Annotated in this window: 17 protein-coding genes; 7 read left to right on the top strand and 10 right to left on the bottom strand. The window is 73.0% G+C overall.

Translation table 11 applies throughout. From position 1 onward, the window contains the following. Positions 1-80 precede the first annotated feature (80 nt). A complete protein-coding gene (locus Sspor_RS33925) occupies positions 81-530 on the bottom strand; it encodes a hypothetical protein (protein WP_237404141.1) in 450 nt (149 codons plus the stop codon). Positions 531-962: 432 nt separating this feature from the next. On the opposite strand from Sspor_RS33925, the gene Sspor_RS33930 reads away from it, so the two are divergent. Genes Sspor_RS33930 through Sspor_RS33945 form a run of 4 tightly spaced genes read left to right on the top strand, consistent with a single transcriptional unit; the run spans position 963 to position 5301 of the window. Further along, on the top strand, positions 963-3794 hold the full coding sequence (locus tag Sspor_RS33930) for a sensor histidine kinase (RefSeq protein ID WP_202202503.1): 2832 nt from the start codon (positions 963-965) through the stop codon (positions 3792-3794). Further along, the gene (locus Sspor_RS33935; protein WP_030016314.1) at positions 3791-4228 is read left to right on the top strand and encodes a roadblock/LC7 domain-containing protein; all 438 of its coding nucleotides are present in this window, start codon (positions 3791-3793) and stop codon (positions 4226-4228) included. Before Sspor_RS33930 ends, Sspor_RS33935 begins: the two co-directional genes overlap by 4 nt. Before the next feature lie 10 nt (positions 4229-4238). After that, entirely contained in the window at positions 4239-4694 is a 456-nt protein-coding gene (locus Sspor_RS33940; protein WP_202202504.1) for a DUF742 domain-containing protein, read from the top strand. Next, on the top strand, positions 4675-5301 hold the full coding sequence (locus Sspor_RS33945; RefSeq protein WP_030016310.1) for a GTP-binding protein: 627 nt from the start codon (positions 4675-4677) through the stop codon (positions 5299-5301). The genes Sspor_RS33940 and Sspor_RS33945 overlap by 20 nt, the downstream gene beginning before the upstream one ends. A gap of 163 nt (positions 5302-5464) precedes the next feature. Here Sspor_RS33945 and Sspor_RS33950 read toward each other — a convergent pair whose 3' ends face one another. Genes Sspor_RS33950 through Sspor_RS33960 form a run of 3 tightly spaced genes read right to left on the bottom strand, consistent with a single transcriptional unit; the run spans position 5465 to position 7556 of the window. Next, positions 5465-6655: a lipid-transfer protein gene (locus tag Sspor_RS33950; RefSeq protein ID WP_202202505.1), complete on the bottom strand. Its 1191-nt coding sequence runs from the start codon at positions 6653-6655 to the stop codon at positions 5465-5467. Further along, complete coding sequence (locus Sspor_RS33955; RefSeq protein WP_202202506.1) at positions 6652-7146, bottom strand: Zn-ribbon domain-containing OB-fold protein; 495 nt, start codon at positions 7144-7146, stop codon at positions 6652-6654. The genes Sspor_RS33950 and Sspor_RS33955 overlap by 4 nt, the downstream gene beginning before the upstream one ends. A 41-nt stretch (positions 7147-7187) precedes the next feature. Further along, positions 7188-7556 (bottom strand): Mpo1-like protein, encoded by a 369-nt coding sequence (locus Sspor_RS33960; protein WP_202202507.1) that lies wholly within the window; start codon positions 7554-7556, stop codon positions 7188-7190. 140 nt (positions 7557-7696) lie between these two features. Between Sspor_RS33960 and Sspor_RS33965 the strand changes: the two genes are divergently transcribed. Continuing rightward, positions 7697-8206, top strand: coding sequence for an NUDIX domain-containing protein (locus Sspor_RS33965; protein WP_202202508.1), 510 nt, complete (start codon positions 7697-7699; stop codon positions 8204-8206). Between the two features lie 48 nt (positions 8207-8254). Here the strand turns inward: Sspor_RS33965 and Sspor_RS33970 are convergent, their stop codons facing one another. The 4 genes from Sspor_RS33970 to Sspor_RS33985 all read right to left on the bottom strand — a co-directional run bounded on the left by Sspor_RS33970 (position 8255) and on the right by Sspor_RS33985 (position 12070). Next, entirely contained in the window at positions 8255-8692 is a 438-nt protein-coding gene (locus tag Sspor_RS33970; protein WP_202202509.1) for an SRPBCC family protein, read from the bottom strand. Between the two features lie 10 nt (positions 8693-8702). Continuing rightward, on the bottom strand, positions 8703-9083 hold the full coding sequence (locus Sspor_RS33975; RefSeq protein ID WP_202202510.1) for an ArsR/SmtB family transcription factor: 381 nt from the start codon (positions 9081-9083) through the stop codon (positions 8703-8705). Then, the gene (locus Sspor_RS33980) at positions 9080-9550 is read right to left on the bottom strand and encodes an SRPBCC domain-containing protein (protein WP_202202511.1); all 471 of its coding nucleotides are present in this window, start codon (positions 9548-9550) and stop codon (positions 9080-9082) included. Before Sspor_RS33980 ends, Sspor_RS33975 begins: the two co-directional genes overlap by 4 nt. Before the next feature lie 171 nt (positions 9551-9721). Continuing rightward, complete coding sequence (locus Sspor_RS33985) at positions 9722-12070, bottom strand: glycoside hydrolase family 31 protein (protein WP_202202512.1); 2349 nt, start codon at positions 12068-12070, stop codon at positions 9722-9724. A gap of 221 nt (positions 12071-12291) precedes the next feature. Here Sspor_RS33985 and Sspor_RS33990 point away from each other — a divergent pair, with 221 nt between their 5' ends. Together Sspor_RS33990 and Sspor_RS33995 are read left to right on the top strand one after the other, a co-directional pair. Beyond that, the gene (locus Sspor_RS33990) at positions 12292-14274 is read left to right on the top strand and encodes an acetoacetate--CoA ligase (protein ID WP_202202513.1); all 1983 of its coding nucleotides are present in this window, start codon (positions 12292-12294) and stop codon (positions 14272-14274) included. A 63-nt stretch (positions 14275-14337) separates the two neighbouring features. Then, complete coding sequence (locus Sspor_RS33995) at positions 14338-15273, top strand: DUF8829 domain-containing protein (RefSeq protein ID WP_237404142.1); 936 nt, start codon at positions 14338-14340, stop codon at positions 15271-15273. Positions 15274-15343: 70 nt separating this feature from the next. Here the strand turns inward: Sspor_RS33995 and ptsP are convergent, their stop codons facing one another. Continuing rightward, entirely contained in the window at positions 15344-17014 is a 1671-nt protein-coding gene (gene ptsP / locus Sspor_RS34000; protein WP_202202514.1) for a phosphoenolpyruvate--protein phosphotransferase, read from the bottom strand. A 75-nt stretch (positions 17015-17089) separates the two neighbouring features. Further along, positions 17090-17539, bottom strand: a complete 450-nt coding sequence (locus Sspor_RS34005) for a PTS sugar transporter subunit IIA (protein ID WP_202202516.1) — start codon at positions 17537-17539, stop codon at positions 17090-17092. Between the last annotated feature and the right edge of the window lie 115 nt (positions 17540-17654).

Genomic DNA, 17654 nt, shown 5'->3' on the forward strand with positions numbered 1-17654 from the left:
CAGGCGCCCGCGCGCGGGTTCCCGGCGCGCCGGATCCCCGCTCGGGGGCTCCCCGCGCGCGACCTCCCGCCGCGTGGGCGTCAGCGCGCGGGATAGCGTCCGGAGGCCGCCAGAGGGCCGTCCTCGCGGGGTATTCGGCCCGCGGAGGCCTCCCGGGCCGTCCGGGAGGCCCGCCGGGCCTCCCGGCGGCGGCCGCGCGCCGTGCTGCTCGGCTCCGACAGGACCCCGTACCGCTGGTTCCAGGTCTGCCGGGTGATCCACACGTCCAGCACGCCCCAGGTGGCCACGATCGTCCCGGCTATCGCGCCGAGCCCCATCGGGAGGGCCAGCCACGACCCGGTCAGGGTCAGGAAGAACGTGATCGTCGCCTGCGTCAGGGTCACGGCCACGATCAGCACCGCCCGCACCGCGGAGGTCCGTACCGAATCCGGCATCCGGCGCCGCCGGGCCGGCTCCTCGACCCACAGTCCCCGCCCGGCCGCACCGGCACCCGGGCCCGCACTCACACCGCCGCCCTCGTCACTGCTCATGGTCCGCTCACTCCCCACCGCGCGGTCCGTCATGCCTGCTCGCCATGGCTACTTGCCACGTGACTCGTCTGCCCGCCACGTCCGCCCCTCACGTCCGTCGCGGCACATCCCCTCGAACAGTCAGACGTACGAAGGCGCCGAGAGATTCCCGAATCGCGGATACCCTCACGGGCCGGAATGATCGCGGAACGAACAATTCCAGCCATCCATCGGGTTGCGGGAACTGACGCCCCACCAAGTGTCATCTGCCACATATCGGGCCGCACTTGACCGGAAGTGTCGGACAACTGGTGATCTTCCTCCCGGGGGCAGGCCGAAAACGTCCGGACACGCCTTCGAAGCTGCCCCCCAGCAGTAGTAGGCTCACGCCGTTTAAATGACGGAACACCGACCCCCGGTAACGGGGTTGACCTGGGGGAGGCTGGGGAGGCCATGCGCTTTCGCGGGAAGTCCATCCGCCGGAAGATCGTGGCGTTGCTCCTTGTGCCGCTCGTCTCCCTGACCGCACTCTGGGGCTTCGCCACGGTCATCACCGGCCGTGAGGCGATCCAACTCTTCGACGTGGCCTACGTCATCGACAAGGTCGGCTACCCCGTCGAGGACGTCGTCCGGGTCATCCAGAAGGAACGGCGCCAGACCCTGGTCGTCCTCGGCGACCCCCGGGCCGCCGCCGCCACGGCCGAACTCACCAAGCGCCGCGCCGAGACCGACCTGGCCATCGAGCAGATCAGCGTCAGCGCCCGCGACGCCAAGGTCATCGACGAGCTGAGCCCGCAGAGCGCCCAGCGCCTGCGCTCGATCGTCGCCGCCTTCCAGGGCCTCGGCACCATGCGCCGTTCCGTCGACCAGAACGCCCTGGACCCCACGCAGGCCCTCGATCTCTACAACCGGCTGGTCGACCCCTGCTACGACTTCCTCATGAACCTCCACGGCCTGGACAACGTGGAGGTCGACAAGGAGGGCCGCGCCCTCGTCGGCATCAGCCGCGCCCGCGAACTGCTCTCCCGCGAGGACGCCGTCATCGCCTCCGCCCTCGCCGCGCGCAACGTCGCCGCTCCCGACGTCCGCCACGTCTCCGACTTCGCCGCCAACCGCGCCCTGCTCTACGAGTTCAACCTCGTGACGCTCCCCGCCGAGGACCGGGAGCTCTTCGAGCAGTACTGGAAGGACCCCGCGACCAAGCCCCTGCGCGACGCCGAGGAGCGCTTCATAGCCGGCGGCGCCGTCAACAAGCCGCGCAGCGTCACCGCCGCCCAGTGGGACGAGGCCTCCACCAAGGTCCTCGAAGACCTGGCGACCATGGACACCGAGGCCGGCAACCGCTACCAGGAGCGCATCGAGCCCGTCGCCACGGACGTCATGGTCCAGGCCGCCGCCGCCGGCATCCTCGGCTTCCTCGCCCTGGTCTTCTCCCTGGTCCTGTCCGTACGCATCGGCCGCGACCTCGTCCGCGACCTGTCCCGGCTGCGCAAGGAGGCCCACGAGGCCTCCGGCGTCCGGCTGCCCAGCGTGATGCGCCGCCTCGCCGCGGGCGAGCCCGTGGACGTCGAGACCGAGGCACCCCACCTCGAATACGAGAAGGACGAGGTCGGCCAGGTCGGCCAGGCCCTCAACACCCTCCAGCGCGCCGCCGTCGAGGCCGCCGTCAAGCAGGCCGACCTGCGCCGCGGAGTCTCCGAGGTGTTCGTCAACCTGGCCCGCCGCAACCAGGTGCTGCTGCACCGCCAGCTGACCCTCCTCGACACCATGGAACGCCGTACCGAGGACACCGAGGAGCTGGCCGACCTCTTCCGCCTCGACCACATGACCACCCGCATGCGCCGCCACGCCGAGGGCCTCGTGATCCTCTCCGGCGCCGCGCCCTCCCGCCAGTGGCGCAAGCCCGTCCAGCTGATGGACGTCGTACGCGCCGCCGTCGCCGAGGTCGAGGACTACGAGCGCATCGAGGTGCGCCGGCTCACCCGCCTGGGCATCGTCGGCCCGGCAGTCGCCGACGTCACCCATCTCATCGCCGAACTCCTCGAGAACGCCACCGTGTTCTCACCGCCGCACACCGCGGTCCAGGTGCACGGCGAGCGCGTCGCCAACGGCTTCACCCTGGAGATCCACGACCGCGGCCTCGGCATGACCCCCGAAGCGCTGCTCGACGCGAACCTCCGGCTCGCCGAGACCCCCGAGTTCGAGCTCTCCGACACCGACCGCCTCGGCCTGTTCGTCGTCAGCCGCCTCGCACAGCGCCACAGCGTCAAGGTCGTCCTCCAGCCCAGCCCGTACGGGGGCACCACCGCGGTGCTCTTCCTGCCCGCGGCCCTGCTCACCGACGCGCCCGAGACCAACGGCGCGGGCACGCGGTTCGACGGCGCCCGCGCCGCCGCCAAGCCCCTGCGGTCCGACAAGGCCGGCCACCTCGGCCGTGCCGGGTCCGAGCGGCCCACGCCCGCCGCCATGCAGCGCGCGACGTCCGGCCGCCAGCTGCCCGCCGCCGAACTGCGCGGACCGGTCGAGCTGGAGGCCCCGCTTCCGGCCGTCGGCCTGGACGGCCTGGACCGGCTCGACGGCCTCGACGACGCCGCGGTCCTCGGCGACGCCCCCACGGCGATCACGAGCCGCACCGGCGCCGCCGGCCGCCCGGTCATGGCCACGCTCGACGACGAGACCCCGCCGAACGGCATCCCGCGCAGCGCCCTCCTGGGCCTGCGCCCGGCGGACCGGCCGCACACCGACCGGCACGCGGAGCGCGGCGGCCCCCGCAAGGGCGACCGCGACCGCGAGTCGCTCGCGCCCACCGGCCCGGTCCGGCTGGACACCCAGCGCGTGGAGGCCCCGCGTCAGGACGGCCCCCGCTCCCAGGGCGCCGTGCCGCTGCCGCGGCGCCGCCCGACCCCGACTCTGGTCGCCGAGCACGGCCGCCGGGTGGAGCCCCGTCCGGTGTCCGTGGTCCCGCAGCCCGCCCCGGCCTCAGCGGCCGGACCCGACACCGGACCCGATGCGGGGGCCGCCGCACCCGGCCCCGGCATCGGCGGGCTGCCCCGCCGGGTCCGCCAGGCGAGCCTGGCGCCCCAGCTCAAGAAGTCCCCGTCCGCCGCCCCCGCCGTTGACCAGGTGGCCGACCGCGACGCGGATGACGTACGTACGCGCATGTCCGCACTCCAGCGTGGCTGGACGGCGGGCCGCAACCAGCACGCACAGCAGAGCTCCGAGACCGAGGCGGGCACGTCCGCCGCCGACGGTCCCGCGAACGAGAACGAAGGGGACGGTCGATGACCGCACCGCAGACCGGCAACGACACCAGGGGCCGCGGCTCCGGCCCGCTCAACTGGCTCCTGGACGAGCTCGTCGACCGGGTCGGCTCCATCCGCAAGGCGGTGGTCCTCTCCGGCGACGGCCTGCCCACCGGCAGCTCCAAGGACCTGACCCGCGAGGACAGCGAGCACCTGGCGGCGGTCGCCTCCGGCTTCCACAGCCTGGCCAAGGGCGTCGGCCGGCACTTCGACTCCGGCCGGGTCCGCCAGACCGTGGTCGAGCTCGACGAGGCCTTCCTCTTCGTCATGGCCGCGGGCGACGGCAGCTGCCTGGCCGTCCTGGCCGACGCCGACTCCGACGTCGGGCAGGTGGCGTACGAGATGACGCTGATGGTCAAGCGCGTCGGCGACCACCTGGCGACCGCCCCGCGCACCGGGCTGCCAGCCGGAGGGTGAGTCGTAAGGCATGAGCGATTCAGGCCAGGACCACCCCGCCGACGCGACCGTCGGCCTCACCGCCGACGACCCGTCCCACTCCGACCCCGACCACGCGCACTGGTTCGACGACGACGCGGGGCCCGTCGTCCGCCCGTACGCCATGACCCGCGGCCGGACCAGCCACGCGGGCCAGCACCGACTCGACCTGATCGCGCTCGTCGTCGCCGAACCGGCGGCCGACGATCCGGTCTGGGACATGACCCTCTCCCCGGAACACGCCCACATCCTCGGGCTGTGCCGGGGCCGACCACAGTCGGTCGCCGAACTCGCGGCCGATCTCGACCTCGCGGTCGGGGTCGTCCGTGTCCTGATCGGCGACCTGGTCGACGAGGAACTGGTCCACGTGACCAGGCCGGTACCACCGGCAGAACTGCCCGATGAATCCATTCTGCGTGAGGTGATCGATGGCCTTCGGGCGCTTTAGCCGCACCGGTGCCATGCACGCGGTGTCGCCGGTCGAGCCGCTGACCTTGAAGATCCTGGTCGCGGGCGGCTTCGGGGTGGGCAAGACCACCCTGGTCAGCGCGGTGAGCGAAATCAGACCCCTGCGCACCGAGGAACGGCTCTCCGAGCCGGGCGTCGGTGTCGACGACACCGGGGGAGTGGAGGGCAAGAGCACCACCACCGTCGCCATGGACTTCGGGCGCATCACGCTCCGCGAGGACCTGGTGCTGTACCTGTTCGGCACGCCGGGACAGGACCGTTTCTGGTTCCTGTGGGACGAGCTGGCGCAGGGTTCGCTGGGCGCCGTCGTCCTCGCGGACACCCGCCGCCTGGCCGACTGCTTCGCCGCCATCGACTACTTCGAGCGGCGCGCGATCCCGTTCGTCGTCGCCGTCAACTGCTTCGACGGAGCCGACCGGCACCCCGTGGTGACCGTACGGACGGCGCTGGACCTCGACCCCGGGGTACCGGTGCTGCTGTGCGACGCACGGGACCGGGAATCCGTGAAGGACGTGCTGGTGGGGGTCGTGGAACACGCGATGTCCCTGGCGCGCGAGCGGCGCCGGAGCCTGTCCGCGGGCGCCTGACATCCGCGTGCCCCCCGACATGGAGGCGGCCCGTACCCCCGCCGACTGGGGTACGGGCCGCAGCTCTCACGGGGGGATTCGGGACCCGGTCGCGGAGCGGGACTGTGGAGCGAGTGTGAACCTGCCGCCGGGGGCCGTCAAGCGTTCGGACGACACCGGCGGTTCAGCGCACGGCGACGACGGCCGACCCGTGCCCGAACAGCCCCTGGTTCGCGGTGATCCCGGCCCGCGCGCCGGGCACCTGGCGCGCGCCGGCCGTACCGCGCAACTGCCAGGTCAACTCGCACACCTGCGCGATCGCCTGCGCCGGCACCGCCTCCCCGAAGGAGGCCAGCCCGCCACTGGTGTTGACCGGGATCCGGCCGCCCAGAGCCGTCGCCCCCTCCCGTACGAGCTTCGCCCCCTCACCCTCCCCGCACAGCCCGATGTCCTCGTACCACTCCAGCTCCAGGGCCGTGGACAGGTCGTACACCTCGGCGAGCGAGAGATCCTCCGGGCCGAGCCCCGCCTCCTCGTAGGCGGCGCGAGCGATCGAGGACCTGAAGGACCCGGCTGCCGGCGCGACCGCCACCGCCGAGTCGGTGGCGATGTCCGGCAGGTCCAGCACCGTCCGCGGATAGGTGGGTGTCACCGTCGAGACGGCCCGGATCCGCACCGGATCGGCCACGCCGCGCGCACGGGCGAACTCCATGCTGGTGAGTACCAGGGCCGCGCCTCCGTCGGAGGTGGCGCAGATGTCGAGCAGCCGGAGCGGATCGGCGACCACCGCCGAGTCCGCGACCTCCTCCGCGGTGACCTTCTTGCGGTAGCGGGCGTGCGGGTTGAGCAGCCCGGCCGCCGCGTTCTTCACCTTGACCTGGGCGAAGTCCTCCAGGGTGTCCCCGTGGAGGGCCATCCGGCGGCGGGCGTAGAGCGCGAAGTAGGCGGGGTTGGTGGCGCCGAGCACGCGGAACCGCAGCCAGTCCGGATCGTCGGGCCGGTCGCCGCCCGCCGGTGCGAAGAACCCCTTGGGTGCGGCGTCCGCGCCGACCACGAGCACCACGTCGGCCAGGCCGGCCAGGATCTGCGCGCGGGCGGCTCCGACGGCCTGGGCGCCGGACGCGCAGGCGGCGTACACACTGGTGACCCGCGCGCCCTGCCAGCCGAGGGCCCGGGCGAAGGTGGCGCCCGCCACGTAGCCCGGATATCCGGAGCGTACGGTGTCGGCGCCGACGACCGACTGCACCTGTGTCCAGTCCAGTCCGGCGTCGGCCAGCGCGGCCCGCGCGGCGGCCCGCCCGTACTCGACGAAACTGCGGCCCCACTTGCCCCAGGGGTGCATACCGGCCCCGAGGACGGCGATGTCGGCGCTCATTCGGCGCCTCCCACCGGCCGGAAGTGCCAGGTGGTCCGGACGGTCCCGGCGGCTTCGGCGGTCCCGCCGGTCCCGCCGGTCCCCGCGTCCTCGTTCAGTACGCCCCCGACCACCTCGACCTCCATCCCGACGGCGAGATCGGCGACCCCCACCCCGGGTGCGGCCTGCCCCAGCACCACCATCCGCTCGGCCTCCAGCTCCACCGCGACCAGCGTGTACGGCTCCCAGGGCACGGCCGGGTCGGACACGTACGGCGCGGGAGGCCGGTAGCGCCCGTCGGTGTAGGACCAGACCCGGCCGCGCGGCGACAGCGGCACCTCGGCGAGCTCGCCGCCGCCGGGGCAGTGCGGATTGCGGCAGTACGCGTCCTCGCGCGGGAAGAACACCGCGGTACAGGCCGAGCACCGGGTGCCGAGCAGCCGGAACCCGCCGCTGTCCGGCGCGTCCTCGGTGAACCACCCACTCACGACGGGTGTGCGTGTGCGTGCCACGATGCCCCTCCCTGGTCCCTGGTCAGTGATCTGACGGATCGTCAGGAGTCTGCCACGGGGGGAGTGCCCTGACACGGGTTCTCGGCAAGCCACTTCTGCGCGATCTCGCCCAACTCCGCGTCGCGCCCGGCCAGCATCATCCGGATCATCTGCGCGTCCCCGCGCAGCGACCACGCCGGATGCCCGAAGGTGGCCGGATTGTTCCCCTCGATCAGGAAGTGCGCGGGCCAGGCGGTCCCGTACCCGATCAGCGGCAGGGCCGCGAGGTATCGCCTGCGGCCGCGCGCCAGCCCGTAGGCGGTCACGGCCAGACCGGTGAGGGTGCCGGTGAGGTGGATCCAGCGGGTGGCGGCGCGCGAGTGCATCGCGACGTAGTACGGCCAGAATTCCTCGTACGAGGTGAAAGTCATGCGGGCACGGTACTCACGGCCGGACGGCTGCGACAGGGACAGGGGCCGGAACGGGGGGCGGGGACCGGGACGGGGCAGGGGCCGCGGCATACGTCCCGCAACGGCCCTCATCCACACAACCCTTGGCATACCATCGCCGGATGCCGGCACACCTGAAGGACTCGCACTGCTCCACCTGCGGAGCCCCGTACGCCACCTCCGAGTGGCCCCGCACCTGCGCGGCCTGCGGGGCGACCGCCTACCGCAACCCGCTCCCGGTGGCCGTCACCCTCCTGCCCGTCGAGGACGCGGACGGCACCGGCCTCGTGGTGATCACCCGCACCATCGAACCGGCCCTCGGTGGCGTCGCCCTCCCCGGCGGCTTCATCGACTTCGGCGAGGACTGGCGCGACGCGGTGGTCCGCGAGCTCTACGAGGAGACCGGCATCGCGGCCCCGGCCTCCGAGGTCGTCCTGGCCGACGCCCTCAGCTCCCCGGCGGGCCACCTCCTCCTCTTCGGCCTCCTCCCGCCCCGCCCGGCGGCAGAACTCCCCGCCTCGAAGCCGACGGACGAGACCACGGGCTGGCACGTCCTGCGCACCCCGTCGGTGCTGGCCTTCCCCCTGCACACCCAGGCGGCGGCGTCCTGGTTCGCCGGGAAGTACGCCTGAGTCCGACGCCGCCCGGCCGCGGACGCGGCCGGGCGGGGCGGGTCGGGGTCAGTGCCAGTTGCTGATCTGCACGTCGCGCGGGTGCGGCGCACCGGAGCCCGTCTCCACCAGGGACTTCAGGCTCATCAGGAAGATCGCCCACTTGGTGCTGCAGTGGTTCATGAACTCGACCGGCTCGCGCCAGCCCGCGTGCGCGAACATGAGGACCGTCCACGCGCCCTCCTGGGTCAGCTCGAAGCTCACCGTGGTACCGATCCACTCGGCCGGACCGTCCACGACCTCCCACAGCACCCGGGTGTCGGGGCGCAGGTCGAGCACCTTCATGTCGAAGCCGCCGAGGTCGCCGAACCGGAACTGCAGGACGTCCTCGCCGTTCCCGCTCGTGTCGGTCGTCCACCACGCGGCCAGGCCCTCGACCGTGGTGAGCGCTTCATAGACCTTCTCCGGGGGTGCGGTGATGCCTACCCGGTGCAGGATGTCCACCATCTCGCTCTCCTCATTCCTCCGTGTCGGTTCCCCGTCGTTCCCCATGCTGCTTCTGTGCGTCCTTGGCCCGCTGGATCGCTTCGGCAAGGCTCTTGACGCGCCGCAGGCGCGCGTCCCACATCTCGCCGACGGAGTTCAGCTGCGCCACGGCACGGGCCAGCTGCGCCTCGTCCACCCGGTAGCGCTTCTCCCGCCCCGCCGGCGCGGACCGGACCAGTCCGACCCGGTCGAGCACGGCCAGGTGCTTGGTCACGGCCTGCCGGGTCACCGGCAGGTGCGCGCTGAGGGTCGTCGCCGTCCCCTGGCCGTCGGCCAGCAGGAGGTCGATCATGCGGCGGCGGGTCGGGTCGCCTATCGCGGACCAGAGGTCGTCGTCGACGGCGGTGCTCATCGCGCGGCCGCCAGCCGTTCGGCGGTCGCGACCAGGCGCGGCAGGTAGAAGTCCCAGCCCTGCCGGTGGTCGTCGTAGTGGGCTTCGAGCACGGCGGCCTCCCAGCCCCGCTCGCGGTAGCCGCTCTCGCGGAAGCGGACGGTGGTGCCCTCGCCGGTGGGGACCAGCTCGAAGGTCACCAGCAGCGAGTTGCCCGGACCCGCCGTCTCCGTCTCCGTCTCGTCGTAGGTCCAGCGGAACGAGAACATCCGGGGCGGGTCGGCCTCCACGACCGTGAACGGCGCGGACTGGTGCCCGCCGTTGTCCTGGTCCGTCCACGTGAGACTGCCCGTCGCGCCCGCGGCCGGCTCGAACGCGGTGTCGGCGCTCCACCACTCCCGGATGTGCTCGGGGCTGCTGAGCACCTCGAACACCACCTCGGGCGACGCGTCGACGTGCAGTTCGCGCTCGATGCTCCCGTACTCCATGGCCGCCTCCATCTTTCGCAACCTTCGGTTGCATATCAAGCTAGCCCACTCCCGGTGGATACGCAACCGATGGTTGCGTATCCATCGGGAGTGGCAGCGGCGCCACCCCGGGCCGCGCGCGGCCCCGGTCTCGTACGTCGACGGTCCCGTGCGCCGACGGGCTCCGCGTGCCTACAGGCCCCGTACGGTCACTCCCTCCACCGGGTTGCCCGCCTCGTCCTCCACCACCACCGCGTCCCCCAGCCACCGCACCGTGTACCGCTCCACCTCACCCGCCTCGAAGCCCGGCCCCGGATCCCGGATCACCACCCCGCCCCCCGTACGCCCCCGGGCCGGAGCCCACACCTCCAGCCGCACCCCGCCGCCGGAGGCGCCACGCACCGGCAGCACCGCCCCCGCCCGCGCCAGCACCGGGATCCGGCCCTGCGGCGCGTCCAGCAGGATCTGGCCCGGCCCCTCGTACGCCGCCCCCGTCGCCGTGTCGTACCAGCGTCCCCGCGGCAGCCGCACCGCCCGCCGGTCCGCCCCGCACTCCAGCACCGGCGCCACCAGCAGCGCGTCGCCCAGCAGGAACGCGTCCTCGCAGTCCCGCAACCGCCGCTCCTCCGGCGTCCCCCACCACACCGGTCGCACGTACGGCGCCCCCGTGCGCCGCGCCAGATGGGCCAGCGTCACGAAGTACGGCCGCAGCCGCTCCCGTTCCGCCATCACCGCCGCCGCCTGCTGCGCCACCTCCGGCCCGAACTCCCACGGCTCCCGCCGCCCCGCCCAGATCGCCGAGTGCGTCCGGAACAGCGGCAGATAGGCCCCCAGTTGCAGCCACCGCACGTACAACTCCGGTGACGGTGAACCCCCGAACCCGCCGACGTCCGGACCCGAGTACGGCACCCCGCACAGCCCGAGCCCCAACACCAGCGCCAACGAGGCCCGCAGCCCCTCCCAGCTGGACTCCACGTCCCCCGACCAGGTGCCCCCGTACCGCTGCATCCCCGCCCACCCCGACCGCGAGAACAGGAACGGCCGCTCGGCCGGCCGCAGCCGCACCAGCCCCTCCCACCCCGCCCGCGCCATCCCCAGCGCGTACACGTTGTGCCCCTCGCGGTGGTCACCGCCCGCCCCGTCCAGCGCGTGCCGCGCCGACCTCGGCAGCGTCGTGTCCCCGAACGGCGCGAAGGACACCGGCTCGTTCATGTCGTGCCAGAAACCGGCGAAGCCCTGCGCCAGGCGCTCCTCGTACAGCCCGCCCCACCACTCCCGCACCGCCGGATCCGTGAAATCCGGGTACGCGCACTCACCCGGCCACACCTCACCGCGCACCTCCCCGCCCCGGGCGTCCCGCACGAAGGCCCCGCCCGCCCCCACCGTCAGCCCGGACGCGTGCACCCCGTCGCCCGCCTTCACCGCCGGGTCCACGATCGACACGAGCCGCACCCCCAGCTCCTCCAACTCCCGCGACAGCTCCGGCAGATCGGGGAAGCGCCCCTCGTCCACCGTGAACACCCGGTGCCCGTCGTAGTGATCGATGTCCAGGTGTACGGCCGACAGCGCGAGCCCGCGCGACGCGTACCCCGCGACCACCCGCCGCACCTCCTGCGCACTCCCGAAGCCCCACCGCGCGTGCTGGTACCCCAGCGCCCACTCCGGCGGCACCGCAGCCGCCCCCGTCAGCCCCGCCCACCCCTGCAACACCCGCGCCGGCGTCCCCACCAGCACCCAGCACCGCAGCGGCCCGCCTTCCATCCGCAGCTCACTCGCCCCCGGCCGGTCCGCCCCCGAACCCGCGCCCTCCTCACCCTCACGCAGCACCACCCGCCCGTCCCACGAGTTGTCGTGGAACACCAGATGCGTCCCCGCGTCCGCGACCACCATCTGCACCGGCATCGTCAGGTACAGCGGATCGACCCCCGGCCCGAAGCCCCCCTTCGGATCCGTGTTCCACAACCGGTACGCCCCGTCGCGCAGCCGCGGCCCCGCCGCCCGCCCGCCCAGCCCGAAGAACCGCGCGTCCGCCGGCACCTCGCTCCGCTGCAGCCACCGCGCCGCCCCCATCCGCGGATCCACCGGCTCCCACCACCGCGGCGGAGCCTCCCGCCGCAGCACCGCCCCGCCCGGCGTACGCACCTCCAGCGCCCCGTGCCGTGACACCGCCACCGTCACCCGCTCCGACACCACCCGCCAGCCGCCACCGGTGTCCGGCTCCAGCACGGCCCGCGGATCCGGCTCGGGCCCCTCGCCCACCACCGCGTACGAGGGCGTCGGCCCGGCCCCGTCCCAGCTCCAGAACACCGCGCCGCCCACCGTCACCCGTACCACCAGCTCGGAACGCGCGAACCGCAGCACACCCCCGCCCGGCCGGGCCTCCGTACCCGTCAGCAGCCCGGGGACGCGCGCCCGCTCCGCGCCCCGGCGCGGAAGCCCCACCGCGTCCGAGCGCCGGTGGCGCCAGGCCGAGCGCCAGGCGCGCCGACCGCGCTCCGTACCGATGTCTTTCACCGCACGTACCAGATCACGACCGTTCATGCCGCTCACCCTGCCACCGGCCCCCGGCCGAGGGGACGGCGTTCAACTGTCGTTCACCCGGCAGCGGCACCCCGGTGCCGATCACCCGACCCGCCAGGACAGCCCTGGTGCAGCGGACGATCACATGGCATGGTCCCTGTGAGCCGCCGCGCCCACACCCCCGCGCGATGGCACCGTACGCACACGAAGCGCGAGCCGCAGACTTGACCGGGAGCCGACCCATGACCTCAGCCACGCAGCCGGAACCCCTCTGGGCACCGGGCCCCGACCGGATCGCCGCGGCCCGGATCACCGCCTTCCAGGCCTGGGCCGCCGAGCGCCACGGAGCCCCCGCCGACGGCGGCTACCCGGCTCTGCACCGCTGGTCCGTCGACGAGCTCGACACCTTCTGGCAGGCCGTCGCCGAATGGTTCGACGTCCGCTTCACCACCCCGTACGCATCCGTCCTCGCCGACCGCTCCATGCCCGGCGCACGCTGGTTCACCGGAGCCACCCTCAACTACGCCGAGCACGCCCTGCGCGCCGCCGAGGACCCGGCCCGCGCGGACGAACCCGCCCTCCTGTACGTGGACGAGACCCACGAGGTCGTCCCCGTCGCCTGGGCCGAGCTCCGCCGCCAGGTCGGGTCGCTCGCGGCCGAACTGCGCACCCTCGGCGTACGCCCCGGCGACCGGGTCAGCGGCTACCTCCCCAACATCCCCGAGGCCACCGTCGCCCTCCTCGCCACCGCCGCCGTCGGCGGCGTCTGGACCTCCTGCGCCCCCGACTTCGGAGCACGCAGCGTCCTCGACCGCTTCCAGCAGGTCGAGCCCGTCGTCCTGTTCACCGTGGACGGCTACCGCTACGGCGGCAAGGAGCACGACCGCCGCGACACCGTCGCCGAGCTCCGCGCCGACCTCCCCTCCCTGCGCGCCGTCGTGCACATCCCGCTCCTCGGCACGCCCGCCCCCGCCGGCGCCCTCGACTGGTCCGCCCTGACCTCGGGCGACACCGAGCCCGTCTTCGAACCGGTCCCCTTCGACCACCCCCTGTGGGTGCTGTACTCCTCCGGCACGACCGGCCTCCCCAAGGCCATCGTCCAGTCCCAGGGCGGCATCCTCCTCGAACACCTCAAGCAGCTCGGCCTGCACTGCGACCTCGGCCCCGGGGACCGGTTCTTCTGGTACACCTCCACCGGCTGGATGATGTGGAACTTCCTCGTCTCCGGCCTGCTCACCGGCACGACCGTCGTCCTCTACGACGGCAGCCCCGGCTACCCCGACACCGGCGCCCAGTGGCGCATCGCCGAGCGCACGAAGGCCACCCTCTACGGCACCTCCGCCGCCTACGTCATGGCCTGCCGCAAGGCCGAGGTCCACCCGGCCCGCGACTTCGACCTGTCCGCCGTGAAGTGCGTGGCCACCACCGGCTCCCCGCTCCCGCCCGACGGCTTCCGCTGGCTCCACGACGAGGTCGCCGAGGACCTGTGGATCGCCTCCGTCAGCGGCGGCACCGACGTGTGCAGCTGCTTCGCGGGCGCCGTCCCCACCCTCCCGGTCCACATCGGCGAACTCCAGGCCGCCTGCCTCGGCACCGACCTCCAGGCCTGGGACCCCTCGGGCAAGCCGGTCACCGGCGAGGTCGGCGAACTCGTCGTCACCAACCCCATGCCGTCCATGCCGATCCACTTCTGGAACGACCCCGACGGCAGCCGCTACCGCGACAGCTACTTCGAGATGTTCCCCGGCGTCTGGCGCCACGGTGACTGGATCACCATCACCGACCACGGCTCGGTGATCATCCACGGCCGCTCCGACTCCACGCTCAACCGGCAGGGCGTCCGCATGGGCTCGGCCGACATCTACGAGGCCGTGGAACGCCTCCCCGAGATCAAGGAATCCCTGGTCATCGGCCTGGAGGAGCCGAACGGCGGCTACTGGATGCCTTTGTTCGTGCATCTCGTCCCCGGCGCGACCCTCGACGACGACCTGCGCGCCCGGATCAAGGCGACGATCCGCGAGGAGCTCTCCCCGCGCCACGTCCCCGACGAGGTCATCGAGGTCCCCGCGATCCCGCACACCCTCACCGGAAAGCGCATCGAGGTCCCCGTCAAGCGCCTCCTCCAGGGCACGCCCTTGGCCAAGGCGGTCAACCCGGGATCCGTCGACAACCTCGACCTCCTCCACTTCTACGAGGAGCTGGCCCGCACCCGCACCCGCGGCTGAGGCCACTGTCAGTGGCGATGATTACTCTGAGTGAGCAAGTGTTTGCGACACTCAGGGGGAGTCATGCCACGCAAGAACGACACCGGTACGACCACGGGCACGCACCGGACCCGCACCACCCACCGGCGCCGCCTGCTGCGCCGCGAGGTCCCCGGCACCGTCGGCCTGCTGGCCGACGCCGGGGACTTCGCGGCCATGTGCGGATACCGGAGCTTCGCCTTCGACCACCCCGCCGACTACGCCGACTACCTCCACGACGTGGACGGCCTGCTCAGGTCCCTCGCGGCCCAGGGCATCCACACCAGCGTCGCCCTCTTCGACCCCGAGGAGTACGCGGAGTTCTGCGGGGAGACCGGCCTCGACCCGGACACCGCCGGAACCCGCGCCCGCTTCACCGCCGAGCTCGCCGGCAGCGGCGCCCTCCTGCCGTACGCCGGCCAGACCATCGACGAACTGGTCCCGCTCCTCGTCGACGAGGCCGTCCGCCAGGCCACCTGGGAGTACGCCACCGGCGTCCTCGCCGAGGTCGGCCAGTGCGCGGACTGCGGCGAGGACATCGGCCACGCCTCCTTCGACCGTGCGGCCGACGCGCTCAAACGCCTCGTGGCCGGAGCCGGACCCGGCCATCACCACTTCGTCTGCAGCATCCCCACCGAGGCCCAGCAGCTCGTCGCCGTCCTGCACGCCGACACCACCGACGGCGACCCGGACACCCCGCCCCGCATCGAGGGCCGGGAAGGCCTCGACTTCGTGACGGTCCTCGCCGCGGGACTCGCCCTCGGCGGCCCCGGGGGACTGGTGGTGCGCACCACCGGAGAGGGCCGCCGGGACCGGGTCCACGGCTGGCGCCTGGACCGCGGCCGGCTCACCGCCCTGTCGGCCGCGGCCGTCTTCAACGCCTACTGCACCGACGCCGACACCGGAGACCCCGTCGCCCCCGAATCGGGAGTCGAGTACTGCCCCGGCTACGAGGTCGACGCGCCCGGACCGCACCACTGACCGGCCCGCAACGGACCGAGGGGCCCTCGCCACCGGCGAAGGCCCCTCGAAACCACACCGCACCGTCCGGCTACTCGCCGGACAGCACCGCCTGCGCGGCCACACGGGCCTCCTCGGCGCTGTCCGCGGCACGGGCCGCCGCCGCGGCACGCTCGCACTGGGCCAGCGTGTACTTGGCGAGCGTCGCCCGCACATAGGGAATCGAAGCGGCACCCATGGAAAGAGAGGTGACACCCAGACCGGTCAGCACACAGGCCAGGAGCGGATCCGAAGCGGCCTCGCCACAGACACCGCAGCTCTTGCCCTCCGCCCGGGCGGCATCAGCCGCCATGGCGATCAGGTCGAGCAGTGCCGGCTGCCACGGGTCCTGGAGCCGCGAGACGGCGCCGACCTGACGGTCGGCGGCGAAGGCGTACTGGGCCAGGTCGTTCGTGCCCAGCGACAGGAACTCGACTTCCTGAAGGATGGAACGTGCCCGCAGCGCGGCGGAGGGGATCTCCACCATCGCACCGAACTTCGCCTTCAGACCGGCCTCCCGGCAGGCGTCCGCGAAGGCCTTGGCATCGATCCGGTCGGCGACCATCGGCGCCATGACCTCAAGGTAGACCGGCAGCCCCTCCGCAGCCTTGGCCAGCGCGGTGAGCTGCGTACGCAGCACGTCCGGGTGGTCGAGCAGCGAGCGCAGCCCGCGCACACCCAGCGCCGGGTTGGGCTCGTCGCCCGGCGTCAGGAAGTCCAGCGGCTTGTCGGCGCCCGCGTCGAGCACCCGCACGACGACACGGCCCTCGGGGAAGGCCTCGAGCACCTTGCGGTAGGACTCGACCTGCTTCTCCTCGGACGGGGCCTTCTTGCTGTCGTCCAGGAAGAGGAACTCGGTGCGGAACAGTCCCACACCCTCCGCTCCGGCCTCGACGGCAGCCGGCACGTCCGCGGGACCGCCGACATTGGCCAGCAGCGGCATCTTGTGACCGTCGGAGGTCGCACCCGGACCGGACGAGGCGGCCAGGGCCGCCTTGCGCTCGGCGGCCGCGGCCTCCAGCTCGGCCCGCTTCTGCGGCGACGGGTCCACGAACAGGTCGCCCGTGCTGCCGTCCACCGCGATCACGGTGCCCTCGGCGATCTCACCGGCACCGGGCAGCGCCACGATCGCCGGCACGCCCAGCGCACGCGCGAGGATCGCGCTGTGGCTGGTCGGCCCGCCCTCCTCGGTCACGAAACCGAGGACGAGCGCCGGGTCGAGCAGCGCCGTGTCGGCGGGCGCCAGGTCTCGCGCGATCAGTACGTACGGCTCGTCACTGTCGGGCACGCCCGGCATCGGCACACCCAGCAGCCGCGCCACGATGCGGTTGCGTACGTCGTCCAGGTCGGCCACCCGGCCAGCCATGTACTCGCCGGCTCCCGCGAGCAGGTCGCGGTATGCGGCGAACGCGTCGTACACACCGCGCTCCGCGGTGCTGCCGACGGCGATCCGCCGGTCGACGTCCGCCATCAGCTCGGGGTCCTCGGCGATCATCGCCTGGGCCTCCAGCACGTGCTGGGCCTCGCCACCGGCCAGCTGGCCACGCGCGATCAGATCGGCCGCCACGGCACTCACGGCCTGACGGGCGCGCCCCTGTTCGCGCGCCGCCTCGTCCGCGGTGATCTGCCTGGCCGGCGGCTCCAGAACCGCCGTGCCCATGTGCCGCACCTCGCCGATCGCCACCCCGTGGCTCACGCCGACGCCTCGCAGCGTTGTCTCCATTTCACCCGTCTCCGATTGAGCGGCGGGCCCGGGCCCGCCGCGGTGGATGTCCGACCGCTCGTACCGGCGGACGTGTCACTGCCAGCTGAAGAGAACTTCGTCAGCCTTCACGTCGCCGGATTCGACGACATCGGAGAGGGATTCGGCGGTCGCCTCCAGCGCCACGACGGGGCAGATCGGCGACTTGCCGGCCGCCTCGACGGCAGCGGGGTTCCAGCGGATGACGGCCTGGCCGCGGGTCACGGTGTCGCCCTTGTTCACGAGGAGCTCGAAGCCCTCGCCGTTGAGCTGAACCGTGTCGATGCCGAGGTGCGTGAGTACACCGTGACCCTCACCGTCGACGACCACGTACGCGTGCGGGTGCAGGGAGACGACCACACCGTCGACGGGGGACACCGCCTCAGCCGGCTCGCGCACGGGATCGATAGCGGTGCCGGGTCCCACCATCGCGCCGGAGAACACCGGATCGGGCACTGCCGCGAGTCCGATGGCACGCCCGGCAAGTGGGGACGTCACGCTGGTCATGGGGGCCTCCCAGGGGTGGGGCTCTTCGTGTCGCCGTCACTGCCTGTCGCGAACGGCGTACTCTTCAGAAGGATATGGCACAAGATGTTCGGGTTCGCCCGATGTTGATCCTGGT

The organism is Streptomyces spororaveus (assembly GCF_016755875.1).
Classification (GTDB): Bacteria; Actinomycetota; Actinomycetes; order Streptomycetales; family Streptomycetaceae; genus Streptomyces; species Streptomyces spororaveus.

Bases quoted from the DNA above. Each gene is read 5' to 3' on its own strand.
- Sspor_RS33925 (WP_237404141.1), bottom strand. From the start codon at position 530: ATGAGCAGTGACGAGGGCGGCGGTGTGAGTGCGGGCCCGGGTGCCGGT.
- Sspor_RS33930 (WP_202202503.1), top strand. From the start codon at position 963: ATGCGCTTTCGCGGGAAGTCCATCCGCCGGAAGATCGTGGCGTTGCTC.
- Sspor_RS33935 (WP_030016314.1), top strand. From the start codon at position 3,791: ATGACCGCACCGCAGACCGGCAACGACACCAGGGGCCGCGGCTCCGGC.
- Sspor_RS33940 (WP_202202504.1), top strand. From the start codon at position 4,239: ATGAGCGATTCAGGCCAGGACCACCCCGCCGACGCGACCGTCGGCCTC.
- Sspor_RS33945 (WP_030016310.1), top strand. From the start codon at position 4,675: ATGGCCTTCGGGCGCTTTAGCCGCACCGGTGCCATGCACGCGGTGTCG.
- Sspor_RS33950 (WP_202202505.1), bottom strand. From the start codon at position 6,655: ATGAGCGCCGACATCGCCGTCCTCGGGGCCGGTATGCACCCCTGGGGC.
- Sspor_RS33960 (WP_202202507.1), bottom strand. From the start codon at position 7,556: ATGACTTTCACCTCGTACGAGGAATTCTGGCCGTACTACGTCGCGATG.
- Sspor_RS33965 (WP_202202508.1), top strand. From the start codon at position 7,697: ATGCCGGCACACCTGAAGGACTCGCACTGCTCCACCTGCGGAGCCCCG.
- Sspor_RS33970 (WP_202202509.1), bottom strand. From the start codon at position 8,692: ATGGTGGACATCCTGCACCGGGTAGGCATCACCGCACCCCCGGAGAAG.
- Sspor_RS33975 (WP_202202510.1), bottom strand. From the start codon at position 9,083: ATGAGCACCGCCGTCGACGACGACCTCTGGTCCGCGATAGGCGACCCG.
- Sspor_RS33980 (WP_202202511.1), bottom strand. From the start codon at position 9,550: ATGGAGTACGGGAGCATCGAGCGCGAACTGCACGTCGACGCGTCGCCC.
- Sspor_RS33985 (WP_202202512.1), bottom strand. From the start codon at position 12,070: ATGAACGGTCGTGATCTGGTACGTGCGGTGAAAGACATCGGTACGGAG.
- Sspor_RS33990 (WP_202202513.1), top strand. From the start codon at position 12,292: ATGACCTCAGCCACGCAGCCGGAACCCCTCTGGGCACCGGGCCCCGAC.
- Sspor_RS33995 (WP_237404142.1), top strand. From the start codon at position 14,338: ATGCCACGCAAGAACGACACCGGTACGACCACGGGCACGCACCGGACC.
- ptsP (WP_202202514.1), bottom strand. From the start codon at position 17,014: ATGGAGACAACGCTGCGAGGCGTCGGCGTGAGCCACGGGGTGGCGATC.
- Sspor_RS34005 (WP_202202516.1), bottom strand. From the start codon at position 17,539: ATGACCAGCGTGACGTCCCCACTTGCCGGGCGTGCCATCGGACTCGCG.